Annotated in this window: 12 protein-coding genes; 6 read left to right on the top strand and 6 right to left on the bottom strand. The window is 71.3% G+C overall.

Annotated features, from left to right (window positions below; translation table 11 throughout):
* Positions 1–101: 101 nt before the first annotated feature.
* Positions 102–1,352 (top strand): MFS transporter, encoded by a 1,251-nt coding sequence (locus tag ACQEVZ_RS05960; protein WP_433362347.1) that lies wholly within the window; start codon positions 102–104, stop codon positions 1,350–1,352.
* On the opposite strand, the gene ACQEVZ_RS05965 is transcribed toward ACQEVZ_RS05960, so the two are convergent.
* On the bottom strand, positions 1,336–1,476 hold the full coding sequence (locus ACQEVZ_RS05965; RefSeq protein WP_433362350.1) for a hypothetical protein: 141 nt from the start codon (positions 1,474–1,476) through the stop codon (positions 1,336–1,338). The genes ACQEVZ_RS05960 and ACQEVZ_RS05965 overlap by 17 nt on opposite strands.
* A 739-nt stretch (positions 1,477–2,215) precedes the next feature.
* Here ACQEVZ_RS05965 and ACQEVZ_RS05970 point away from each other — a divergent pair.
* On the top strand, positions 2,216–4,624 hold the full coding sequence (locus ACQEVZ_RS05970; RefSeq protein ID WP_433362353.1) for a hypothetical protein: 2,409 nt from the start codon (positions 2,216–2,218) through the stop codon (positions 4,622–4,624).
* 129 nt (positions 4,625–4,753) lie between these two features.
* Positions 4,754–5,146, top strand: coding sequence for a RidA family protein (locus ACQEVZ_RS05975; RefSeq protein WP_433376637.1), 393 nt, complete (start codon positions 4,754–4,756; stop codon positions 5,144–5,146).
* Between the two features lie 59 nt (positions 5,147–5,205).
* Here ACQEVZ_RS05975 and ACQEVZ_RS05980 read toward each other — a convergent pair whose 3' ends face one another.
* Complete coding sequence (locus ACQEVZ_RS05980; protein ID WP_433362356.1) at positions 5,206–5,529, bottom strand: hypothetical protein; 324 nt, start codon at positions 5,527–5,529, stop codon at positions 5,206–5,208.
* Positions 5,530–5,704: 175 nt separating this feature from the next.
* Between ACQEVZ_RS05980 and ACQEVZ_RS05985 the strand changes: the two genes are divergently transcribed.
* Positions 5,705–6,328 carry a DUF899 family protein gene (locus ACQEVZ_RS05985; protein ID WP_433362359.1) on the top strand — a complete coding sequence of 208 codons (624 nt, stop codon included), beginning with the start codon at positions 5,705–5,707 and terminating at the stop codon, positions 6,326–6,328.
* A 294-nt stretch (positions 6,329–6,622) separates the two neighbouring features.
* Here the strand turns inward: ACQEVZ_RS05985 and ACQEVZ_RS05990 are convergent, their stop codons facing one another.
* Positions 6,623–7,657: an IS630 family transposase gene (locus ACQEVZ_RS05990; protein ID WP_433362362.1), complete on the bottom strand. Its 1,035-nt coding sequence runs from the start codon at positions 7,655–7,657 to the stop codon at positions 6,623–6,625.
* 227 nt (positions 7,658–7,884) lie between these two features.
* On the opposite strand from ACQEVZ_RS05990, the gene ACQEVZ_RS05995 reads away from it, so the two are divergent.
* Entirely contained in the window at positions 7,885–8,373 is a 489-nt protein-coding gene (locus ACQEVZ_RS05995) for an NADAR family protein (RefSeq protein WP_433362365.1), read from the top strand.
* Between the two features lie 99 nt (positions 8,374–8,472).
* Positions 8,473–9,231 (top strand): hypothetical protein, encoded by a 759-nt coding sequence (locus ACQEVZ_RS06000; RefSeq protein WP_433362368.1) that lies wholly within the window; start codon positions 8,473–8,475, stop codon positions 9,229–9,231.
* 116 nt (positions 9,232–9,347) lie between these two features.
* Here ACQEVZ_RS06000 and ACQEVZ_RS06005 read toward each other — a convergent pair whose 3' ends face one another.
* The 3 genes from ACQEVZ_RS06005 to ACQEVZ_RS06015 all read right to left on the bottom strand — a co-directional run bounded on the left by ACQEVZ_RS06005 (position 9,348) and on the right by ACQEVZ_RS06015 (position 11,760).
* Positions 9,348–9,953 carry a hypothetical protein gene (locus ACQEVZ_RS06005; RefSeq protein ID WP_433362371.1) on the bottom strand — a complete coding sequence of 202 codons (606 nt, stop codon included), beginning with the start codon at positions 9,951–9,953 and terminating at the stop codon, positions 9,348–9,350.
* 285 nt (positions 9,954–10,238) lie between these two features.
* Positions 10,239–11,051: a hypothetical protein gene (locus ACQEVZ_RS06010; protein ID WP_433362374.1), complete on the bottom strand. Its 813-nt coding sequence runs from the start codon at positions 11,049–11,051 to the stop codon at positions 10,239–10,241.
* A gap of 232 nt (positions 11,052–11,283) precedes the next feature.
* On the bottom strand, positions 11,284–11,760 hold the full coding sequence (locus ACQEVZ_RS06015) for a hypothetical protein (RefSeq protein WP_433362377.1): 477 nt from the start codon (positions 11,758–11,760) through the stop codon (positions 11,284–11,286).
* Positions 11,761–11,806 lie beyond the last annotated feature (46 nt).

An 11,806-nucleotide genomic window follows, 5' to 3' on the forward strand; every position in this document is an offset into this window, starting at 1 on the left:
GGTCAGGTGCCGGAGCCGACGGCCACGTCGACAATTGGTCCTGATTTGCCGCCGGGTCTTCGGCACTGTTGAGCGAACCGTTCGGCTTCTACGGTCGATGCATGACGACGCACACCGATCCCCGGCCACGGCTGCTCAGCCGGTCGCTGCTGCTGGTGTCCACCGTTGACCTGCTCGGCCTGACCGCCTTCTACGCGCTGCTGCCGGTCGTCCCCGCGGCCATGGCCGCGTCCGGTGCCGGCGGGGCCGCCGCCGGGCTGACCACCGGCGTGCTCATGGCCTCGACGGTGGCCGCGGAGCTGGCGCTGCCGCGGGTGGTGGCCCGGTTCGGGTACCGCGCCGTGATCGCCGCCGGGCTGCTGCTGCTGGGCCTGCCGGCGCTCGGCCTCACCGTCACCACCGCCTTCGGGGCGGTCCTCGCCGTGTGCGCGCTGCGCGGCATCGGCGCGGCGACGATTTTCGTGGCGTGCGGCGCCTGGTCGGCGCAGCTGCTCCCACCGGACCGCCGCGGTGAGGGGCTCGGCCTGGTCGGTGTCGTCTCCGGGGTGCCGGCCGTGGTCGGGATGCCCGCCGGGCTGTGGCTCGCCGCGCACGCGGGCTTTCCCACCGCGTACGCCACCGGCGCGGTCCTCGCCCTCACCGCCCTGCTCGCGCTGCCGCTGCTGCCCGGCACGGACGGGGCGACCCGCCGCCTGCCCTCGCCGACCGGCCCCGACAGCCACATCGATGTCGACCAGGCCGGGGCCTCCGCGCCTTCGCAGCTCGGCGCAGACGGCCGCGCCACGGACGGCATCATGCGCGCCCTGCGCGAGCCGGTCCTGACCCGCCCGGCCATCGTCTTCGGCGGCGCCTGCACGCTCGCGGGCATCGTCGCGACGTTCCTGCCCGCGGCGCTGCCGCACGCCGGCGCCGGTGTCGTCGCGACGGCCCTGCTGCTGCAGGCGCTCACCGCCACCGTCACCCGCTGGTGGGCGGGCAGGGCCGGCGACCGGCACGGCCCGCGGCGACTCCTGACGCCCGCGATGCTGGCCGCCACCACCGGCTTCGCCGCGCTCGCCGTCGCCGCGCATCCGGTGGCCGTCCTGGCCGCCGCCGTCGTCTTCGGTGCGGGGTTCGGCGCCCTGCAGACCGCGAGTCTTGCCGTGATGCTGGACGCGGCACCGCCCTCGCGGTACGGCGCCGTCACCGCCGTGTGGAGCGTCGCCTACGACGGGGGCCTCGGCGCCGGGGCGGCCGGCTTCGGCCTCCTGGCCACCGCGACCGGCTACCCGGCCGGGTTCGCCGTCACCGCCGTGCTCGCCGCCACGACCCTCCTCGCCCTGCGCCGCCGGACGGTCAGGGAAGGTCGGTGACGGTCCGGCTCCGCGTGTCGTAGCTGCGCGCCGCGACGAACCGCCCATGGGCCGGCGCGACGTCGCCGAGCACCGCCAGGGCGGTTTCCCGTTGGGGCGGCGGCACGTTCAGCGCCAGGCTCACGTGCGGCACCCACTCCCCCGGCCCCGGGCCACGGCTCCGCGGCCGCGAGGGCCGACCAGCACTCCGCGTGGATCGCCCGGAGCTCGTCCGTCGGCGTCACCCCGAGCACCAGTGCCCGGCCGAGCAACCTGACCGCTCCGAGCTCCGCCGCCACCGGCAGCGGCAGCTCCGGCGCATCGGTGATCGCGGACGCGGTCAGCACCGTGAGGTGGGGCCGGTTCGTCGGGTGCGGGTGCCGGGCCAGGCTCGGCAGCCCGGCCTCCCGCAGCCGCCTCCACAGCGCGCGCACGTGCGCGTCCAGCCGGTCATCGGGGAGCAGTTCGACGCTGCGCACGTCATCAGCCGTGCCGGACGCCGCGGCACGGCGCCGGGATCGTGTCCATCGTGGACCAACGGTACCTCGCGGTGTCGGTGCCGGATCAGCGCTCCAGCAACCAGGTGACGATCGCCCGGGTCGCGCCTGCGACGGCGCCGCGGACGGCCGCGAGGGTGAGCTTCTCGCGCCAGGACGGGTTCGGTTCGGTGGACATCGGTGGCTCCCGGTGGTCGGTGGTGTCCCGCGTTGACGGTTCCAAGGAACCGCCCCGGTGCGGGGTTCGGCACCGGGCGCGAAGGAAGCCGAACCCCTCCCAGGGTCTCCGGTCCGGTTGCCCTCGGCGTTCGCGGCCGATGCGGTGGCGTTCTACGGTGGTCCGGGAGTGTTCGGCGGGGTCGCCGAACACCCGGGGAGGGCGCCCAGATGACCGACGACCAGCTTCCCGCCGCCCGCGACGGCGGCGGGCTCGATCTCGCGTCGGTGCAGTCCCTCGCGGACTTCGCCGAGGCGTGCGGCCGGTTGCGTGCCGGCCGCTCGTACGCCGACCTGCGCAGGGCGGCGCGGCCGCGATCCCTGCCGGCCGCGACGGTGAGCGACCTGCTCAACGCCAGGTCGACGCCGACCCGCGACACCGTGGTCACCTTCCTGCTCGCGTGCGGCCTGCACGACGACGCGGCGCGGCGGCCGTGGCTGACCGTGTGGGAACGGGTGGCCACGGCCGGTCAGCCGCAGCCGGCCGGCGCGGTCCGGGTCCGGCTGACCCGGCCGCGGCTGCTCGGCGTCCACGCCGCGATCCAGGTGTCCGGCACCGTCCGGGAGCTGCCGCCGTACGTGCCGCGGGACGTCGACGCCGACCTGCGGTCCGCGCTTGCCGAGGCCGCTGCGGAGGGCGGATTCGTGCTGCTCCTCGGTGGTTCGTCGGTCGGCAAGACCCGGGCCCTGCACGAGGCGGTCCTCGCCACCCTGCCCGAGTGGTGGCTGCTGCACCCGGCCGACGCCGCCGCGATCGCCGGCCACGCCCAGGCGCCGACGCCGCGGACGGTGCTGTGGCTGGACGAGCTGCAGCGCTACCTCAACCGTCCCGCCGCGCTGCCGGCCGGCACCCTGCGGCAGCTCGTCACCGCCGGCACCGTCGTGGTCGCGACGCTGTGGCCGGAGGAGTACACGGTGCGCACCGCCCGGACCTGCACCGACCAGCAGGACCTGTACGCCAACGACCGCGAGCTGCTCGGCCTGGCCCGGCTGATCCAGGTGCCCGAGACGTTCAGCCGGGCCGAACGCCGCCACGGCGAGGCGCTCGCCGGCACCGACCCGCGCATCCGGATCGCCCTCGACACCACCGACGCCGGCTTCACCCAGGTCCTCGCCGCCGGCCCGGCCCTCATCCACCGCTGGGAGCACGCCCCCGCCGCCGACTGCTACGGCAGGGCCGTCATCACCGCCGCGCTCGACGCCCGCCGCGTCGGCGCCCAGCAACCCGCCACCCGCGCCTACCTCGAGGCCGCCGCACCCGCCTACCTCACCGCAGCCCAGCAGGCGACCGCCCCCGCCGACTGGCTCGACCGCGCCCTGGCGTACGCCACCGGCACCGTCCACGGCGCCGCCGCCTGCCTCACGCCCGTGCCGGCCGGCATGGGGGCGGTCGCCGGCTACCTGCCCGCCGACTACCTCCACCAGCACGCCCAGCGCACCCGCCGCACCGCCGCGCTGCCCGACCTCGTGTGGAACGCGCTCCTCACCCACCGCGACCCGCGCGACAGCCTCGGCCTCGCCGGCAACGCCGGGCGCCGGGGCCGGCCGGAGCACGCCATCACCTTCTACCGCGGCGCGCTGGCCACCGACGGCCTGCTCGCCGCCGTACCCCTGGCCGCCACGCTGATCCAGCACGGCGCCGGCGCCGGCGCCGACGAAGGTCTGCAGATCCTGCGGGACCACGCCGCGGGCAACACGATCGTCGCCCACTTCCTGACCGACATGCTGGTCCACTGCGGTCGCGTCGACGAGGCCGTGCAGGTCCTGCGCGAGCTCGCCGACGGCGGCGACCGGTACGGGGTCCGCCGCCTGACCGCCCTGCTGGCCGAGTACAGCCGCCTCGACGAGGCGCTGCAGGTGCTGCGCGAATACTCCGCCGGGGACCCGTACGCCTACCAGCAGCTCGCCGAGCTGCTGGTAGAGCACGGCTGCCATGCCCAGGCGGCACGGGTCCTCTCCGAACCCGGCGCGATCCGGTCCTTCTCTGAGATGATCGACATGGCCGCCGAGTTCCGCCGAGCCGTCGATGTACCGTTCGAGCTGCCGCCCGGCATCGCCGAAGCCGCGCACGCCCACCAACTGGCCGCTGACCTTGCCGGGCAGGGCCACATCGAGGAGGCGCTGCAACTGCTCCGCGACCGCGCCGCCGCCGGCGACGAGGGGGCCGTCCGCCGCCTCGTCAGCATGCTGACGGAGCACGGCCGGGTCGACGAGGCGCTGCAGGTGCTCCGCGACCGCGCCGCCACCAGCACGTCCGACGCCCGCTGGTTGGCCGGCATGCTGAAGTCGCGCGGCCGCGTCGAGGAGGCGATGCAGGTGCTCCGCGACCGCGCCGCCGGCGGCGATGTGCACTGCCTCCAGCAGCTCGCCACCATGCTGGAGGAGCACGACCGGGTCGACGAGGCTCTGCAGACACTGCGCGAACACGCCGCCGACGCGTCCGTCGGCTACCGGCTGACCGGCATGCTGGTCCGGTACGGCCGGGCCGACGAGTTGCTGGACGAGGTCGCGGCCGGCACGACAGGCGCCGTCGAGGCCCTCCCGAGACTGCGACGGACGGACAAGCCGACCGCACACTGACAGCGCACGGATCGCGGCCAGATCCGGACGCCCGGCGATCGTGGGCGGCCGGGGATCATGGGTGACCGGATTTCGTTCGTCACTGCCGAGCGAGTTTGCGACGATGCGTCCGTGACCGTACCCGGCTCCATCGAACTGATCCGCGCGCCCCAGCTGACCGACCAGGCTCCGTACGCCTACGCCGCGGTGGCCTCCGACGTCCGGCGGCTGGTGTTCACCGCCGGCGCCTGCCCGCTCGACGAGGCCGGCGCGACCGTCGCCGTCGGCGACGTGGCCGGGCAGGCCGAACAGGTGATGGCGAACCTTCGCACGGCGTTGGCGGCCGCCGACGCCACCCTCACCGACGTGGTCAAGACGACCGTCTACGTCGCCACCCATGACCGCACCGACCTCGTCACGGCATGGAACGTGGTCCGCCGGCACTTCGCCGACCACGACGCGCCCAGCACCCTGCTCGGGGTTGCGGTCCTCGGCTACCCCGACCAACTCGTCGAGGTAGAAGCCGTCGCAGCGCTCCGCTGACTGAGAGCCAGTAACCGTCGGCAACGCCCTTCGACCCACCGCCGAGCGCCTCTCAGCGGCTATGAGCGGATGCCGCGGTTCCGCACGGCACTGTGGATCCATTGGGCGTGCTGGTCGTCGGCGTCCGCCAGCGCGCGCACCACCAGGGCCAGACCGACCGAATCCTTACGCCGCAGCAGGGCGTCGGCGGTCACTAGAGTGACGAACGTGTCGGAGGCGTCGGGCAGGAGCTGCTGTAGCGGCCGCGCGGCCTCAGGCATCTCTGCGAAGTTCGCCAAAGCCGCGCCGGCGTCCGCTCGGTCGCGGTAGCCGCTGCTGCCGGCCAGCCGCATCAGTGCCGCAACAACGGCGCGGCGGGCTCCTGTGTCCATGGACAGCATCATCCACGAGGTCCGTTGCACCGCGCTGCACACTCCGACCCACCGGCCATGCCGCACTGGGGCCCGAACGCCACGTACGGCAGCGTCTGAGCCGCTCGCCTGCGCGACGTACACCCTGTGGGGGCGGGCCGGGACGTCTGTACTGCGAGCCAGGCCGGAACGCGGCATGATCGGGCGTATGGAGAAGCCACAGGTGGTAACGGTCGAGGAGTGGGACCGGGCGCGCGCGGAGCTGCTCACGGCCGAGAAGGAGGCGACCCGGCTCACCGACAGGGTCGCCGCGCAGCGACGGCGGCTGCCGATGGTCCGCATGGGCGACTACACGTTCGACACGCCGTCCGGGCCACGAACGCTGGTCGACCTGTTCGACGGGCGGCCGGAGCTGGCTGTGTACCAGTTCATGGATATCGGCGCGGACGACTTCTGCTCTGGGTGCACCGCGTTCACGAACAACGTGCCCGAGCATGGCCAGGCGATGCTCGCCGACGCCGGCATCAGCTGGGCAACGATCTCGAACATGCCGCTGGCGCAGATCGAAGGGTACAAGGCCAAGATGGGCTGGACGATGCCGTTCGTCTCGTCCCGCGGCACGACCTTCGCCAAGGACTGCGGCGCGGACTACTTCATGCTGTCGATGTTCGTCCGCGACGGCGACGTTGTCCACCGCACCTACAGCACCACCCAGCGGGGCGTCGACCGGCTGCTGTTCACCAACAACGTGCGAGACCTCAGCGTGTACGGGCGGCAGGAGGATTGGGAGGACTCGCCCGACGGCTGGCCGCAGCATCCGACGTACGGCTGACAAGCCCCGGCCCCAGGCCTGCCCCGAGAAGGCCCGGCACCGCGGCGTTCGGGCGGCTGGAGCGGCGTCGGCAAGTGCGCCGCTATCTGCTGGGGCTGTTGTCGCGCCGCGTCATCCTGCGACGTGTTTCCTCGCAGCCGTGGTCGATCGGTTGCGCGGCAGGACCAGGTCGTCGACGTCGCAGCGCTGCTGGATCGGGCAGACGGGGAGCCGTGCGCCGAGGTGGGGGTCACCTCGGCATGCGCTCGATGACCGGACCGCCGAGCGTGGCGGGTGTCAGCAAGCGGATCGCGGCTAAGCGGATTCCCTGAAGTTCTGCGCGTAACTGCGGGGCAGCCACGGTGAGGTCCATGCGGCGGCGGTGGTCAGCATCTGCTGTGGTGTTCGTCGCCGGAAGAACACGCGGGCTTGGTGGATGCGTTCGGTCCAGGTGACCGCGGTGTTGGCCAACTGCGCTTTGAGCGCAGCCCAGACGCGTTCCACCGGATTGTCATGCGGACTGTACGTAGCCCCGTACAACAACCGCAGCCGCGGGTGGTCGCTGACCCACTGCTGCACCCTCGCGGCGTGGTGGATGTTGTCGTTGTCGCAGATGACCGCCACTGCTGGGGCGGTGGGGTAGGCGGTCAGCAGCAGTTGCAGCATGGTGGTGAAACCGGCGGCGCTGCGGCGGGCCCAGAGCGACCACCAGGCGCCGGTGGCCAGATCGAGGGCGCCGAAGATGGTGGCGCGCCGGTTCTTGCCCGGTGTCATGACCCGGTGGCGGCGTCTGTGCAGGGTCCAGGTGGCCCGCACTGTGGGGAGCAGGTCGAGGTGGGCCTCGTCCGCGGCGAGGACGACCGATCCGGCCGGGAGCCGGGCGATGCGGCGGCGGATGCCCGCCACAACGCGGTCGTGGTCGGGGTCGCCTTTGGGGACGAGGCGGGGTCGTCGCCACTGGGCCACCGTGCGGGTGCGTCGCCACAGGGTGTGCAGGCTGACCTGGGGTCTGCCCAGCTGCTGCCGGATTCGCTGGATGGTCCACGGCCCGGGCTTGGCGAGCAGTGTGGTGATGCGTGCGGTGAGGGCTGGGCCGCCGAGGCGGGGCCGTCCGGGTCGGGGCCGGTCGGGTAGGCCGGGGATGCCGTCGATGGTGTAGCGGTGCAGCCAGCGGCGCACGGTGGCGGGGTGGTAGTCCAGCAGGTCGGCGATTTGGGCCGGGGACATGCCGGCGGTGGACAGCACGACCATGATCAGGCGGGTGGCGGTACGCCACCGGCCGTGCAGCAGGTGCATGATCTGGGCCCGGGCGCTGCTGGAGACCTCGGCGGATACACAGACAGGGCGCATAATGGACACGACCTTGCCGGTTCGTTGTGGTGGTGTCTGGTTCTTCACCAATCATCAACAACCGGCAAGGCCGTGTCGTCTTCGCCCCTGGCGACCCACCCACGCCTGGTTACGCGCAGAACCTCTGTCAACCCGCTTAGATCCGGATGGTGGCCAGCGAACTCGGTTGCCGCTCTGTCGATGCCTGTGACACGGTGCAGATCCCCGCCCCCCGCTCCGAGGCCCAGATGACGATCTACTTCTATGGTGCCGACGAGGTTCCGTACGGCTGCTTCTCCAACTTCTCCGGCCACGGCTTTGACCTCGACGGCCACTGGTGGACGACCTCCGAGCACTATTTCCAGGCCCAGAAGTTCGCCGGTACCCGCCACGCCGAACTCATCCGGCGGACGGCGACCCCGTTGCGGGCCGCCGAGCTGGGCCGCGACCGGTATCGGCCGCTGCGCCGCGACTGGGAACGGGTCAAAGACGACGTGATGCGGCGGGCCGTGACGGCCAAGTTCACCGCCCACGCCGACATCCGCGCCATCCTGTTGGACACCGGCGACGAGGAGATCGTCGAGGACACCAGCACCGACCACTACTGGGGACGCGGCCGCAGTGGCACCGGCAAGAACATGCTCGGACGGATCTTGATGCGCACCCGCACCCAGCTACGCGCCGACCTCACCCAGAACGCCAACACCCAGGGCCGCCGACAGCGGCGACAGCACTGAGCACAACCATCGCGAACGCGCTGTCCGCGGCAGATGTGGATGTTGGCCTTGCCGTGTATTCCATGGACATCTGGCTTGGACGTGTGCACACTCCGCGGAGTGCGTACCTCGGATGCGGACCTGGCCCTGCAATGGCTTGCCGGGGCAGGGATAACACCGCTCGGCCCCGGTCGGTGGCTGGACCGTGAGCCGCCCGGCGTGACGGAGATGTCGAACGACGACGTGGCGTTCGCGTGCGCGTACGGCATCCTGGAGGACGACGAATCAAGTGGTGTACAGCGTGTTCACACCGCGCTGGGCCTGCTGGACCTGACGGGTTCGTTCCAGGTGATGATCTTCTTGAACGGCTACGTCCACGACCACGACGACCCAGCGGTCATCGACGCCTTCTGGGCCGGCTGTCGAACCCGTCTGGAAGTAGCCGATCCGATCGAGCACCTGCGGCTGTCCCTACGAACGTACTGGTTCCTCGGCAGGACCGCAGAGGCCGCATTCGCCGCGTTGCTAGGCGACGACGTACGCCGTCTCGCCACGAACGGTCGCCTGCCTGAACTGGCCCACGGTCCGCTGCACCACCGTGCCCGTCACGTGCTGGAAGACTCCGGCACGATCCGCTGGACCCACAAACACCACATCTTCCAGGCCGTCACGACCGTCACCGAACTCCACCCGGCGGTCTTCCTCGGCCTGCTGGACGGCTACCACGCGCTCTACGGCGACCTGCAACCGGCGGACGCGCTCACGCTGCTGGAGCGCCTGCACCTTCCAGCCGACACCGAACACCTCTCACAGTTGCGGACGGTGCTGGCCAAAGGCGCCAAGAACCACCGCGACGACCCAGCTTTATGGAATGCATAGCACCTGCATGTTCGCGACCCAATGAACATGATCGATGCTCACTCATCGGCAGATCAGAGCGTGTGATCTTGGATGAACCGGTGCGCGAGAGCTTGAGTCGTCCGCCCCTCGCGGCGTCAGATTGCGCTGGGAGGCAGCGGCGCGGTGAACGCAAACGCGGCGTCGATTGTGGCGGTGAGAGCTGGGCCGTTGGTGGTCTGCCGTTCGGCCCAGGCTGCGAGCGCGGTGGTGAACGCGGTCAGGTCGCGGTGGACACCTTGGAGCAGGTCAGCGAGGTGAGCGCGGGTGAGGGTGATGTGCGGGCCGGACAGGATCGGGGCGTGGTTCTCTGGTGGTCCGGTGTCCTGCCATACGGTGATCCGGTCGCCGATCGACATTGTGGGTGTCGGGTCGTGGCCGAGCCATGGTGGTTCGTTGTCGACGAGGGCGCGGGCCCAGTCGCGCCAGTCCTCCAGGCCGCAGCAGCAACCTGGGGTGATCACGGTGGTGGGGTCCGTCAGGATCAGCCCGCCCGGCGCGATCAGGTGTTCCGCTGTGGCCAGCTTGCCGGGCGGGATGTTGTTGTAGCCGGCGACGACTGCGGCGAACAGCCCGATCTCGAGGTCGCCGCAGGTGCCGTCGAGGGTGAGCCAGGCGCCGGGTTCGCGGGTGGCGACGGGCCACGGCACAGGATCCGGTGCCCTGAAGGGGATCTCCAGGACCGCCTGCAACGTCATGGCCACCCGTCGATTCTGTGTTGCGGCAAGGGCTGCTGTCATCCGTCAGCGGCGGACAGCACTGCCTGACCTTCAATCTTTCGCGCGGGCGACAGCGCGTCGTCCTCCCTGGCGGTCGCTCAAGCGCGGCATGAGCGGATGCCAAGATTGCCCGATTCCCGAGCCGTGCTGACGTGATGTTGCGGGCGCCGGAGCCGATGGCCTCGGACCATGACGCAGATGAGATGTCCGACCGAACGGTACGTCGCTGCGGGACGTTTGACAGGAACGGCGTCGGCGTCCGCAGGGAGTTCAGCTGCGCCAGCGGTACACCATTGCGTTCTCGTCGTTTCGGCAGGCGTCGAGAAGCCGCTCGGCGCGCTCTAGCAATGTCGTGGTGTCGACGTTCGGGCGATGCCTGGCGGCCCAGATGTCGGCCTCGATCGCGATTGCGGCGCGTTCCCATTCTTGTTCCGGGCCGAAGACTCCGCTGTCCGCTGCCTTGCGGCTGTCGCGGTAGATCCTGCGTCCCAACGCCTGCCGTGCCAGGCCACTGGAACCGACGATTGCGCACCAGGGCAGCTGCTCAAGGTCGATGAAGGTTGGGCTTGGTTCGGCGGCCTCGGGCAGACCGAGCGCCGGCAGCAGTTCGAGCGGCAGCTCATGGCCCCAGCCGGAATTGCCGCGATAGTCGTAGGCCGCGATGGCCCGGACCTGCTCCGGGACAGGAGTCAGCCCGGCGCTGCGGGCCCACTGCTCAAGATCGGCGCCGACGGCTTCCCTCGTTCGCGCCGCCGCCTGAGGGCGATGCCGATACGAGCACGGAGCCTCGTCAACGGGCAGATGGAACGACGTGGTCCAACCCTCGGACGTCCGCCCATGGACGCCGATACAGTCACCGGCGTTCACATATGCGGCGAGCACGCCGTCACCGGTGGCGGCGACAAACCGTTCGCCGGCGGCAACGAAGTCCTGCGGGTCCCCGATGCCCCGGGTCTCCAGCAGCTGCCATCCACCGCCGAGCTCGTACAGATGCTCATGCTGATACCCGAAACCGAGCGTCGCCTCCTCGACGGCGAGGAGACGGTCAGACTGCGCCAGCACGAACGTCCCGAAGAAACCCACTGGCGCACGGTACGCCAAGAACGCAGCAACGACCGCCGCCACGCTCACGGCATCCGACACGACCAGCAACAAGGCTCTGAGCCCCCAGTCACTCGGTGTCGCAACAGACCGCGCGCCGACGAGCGCGGTCAGCGGGAGATGAGGATGTCGGACCGGAGGGGATTTGAACCCCCGGTGGGGCATGGCACGCCAGCGGCCCCACGCGCCTTCAACCGGGACGGGTGTTCCGGTGTCAGCTGTTGCGGTAGTAGTCGTCGAGGTCGGCGGCGAAGCGGCCGGCCTCGTAACCCTCCGCCAGGCTGCTGACGTAGCGGAGCGCCTCGCTGGCCTCGTCGGTGCCCAGGGCCACCAGGTACCACCGCGTCGGAAGAACGCCGGCGCCCAGCATGAGCTCCCCGTCGATGGCGCCGGTCGCATCCATGCTGGTCCGGCGGGCCCGGCACACCAACAGGGCGTCCTCGACGGCGCCACCGTGCCAGAGTTGCGCGACGCAGATCCGCATCAGGGACGTGTTGCCCGGCACGCTGCCTCGTCCGGCAGAGAAATCTGCCTCATGCCGGGTCTCACGGACGATTGCCGCCCGGACCGCGGGCAGCATTTCCGCGGCGACGCGCAGGCCATGGGAGGCCAGGTACTCGTCGGCCTCCCGTTCGTACCGGTCGTAGATGTCAGGGTCCGCGTCGTACGTGGGTCGAAGCTCGGCTTCCATGACATCCATCGTCGACCGCCGGTGCCGACACCCGTATCCCCCCGTA

The sequence above is a fragment of the Dactylosporangium sp. CA-152071 genome, assembly GCF_050936335.1.
Lineage (GTDB): Bacteria > Actinomycetota > Actinomycetes > Mycobacteriales > Micromonosporaceae > Dactylosporangium > Dactylosporangium maewongense.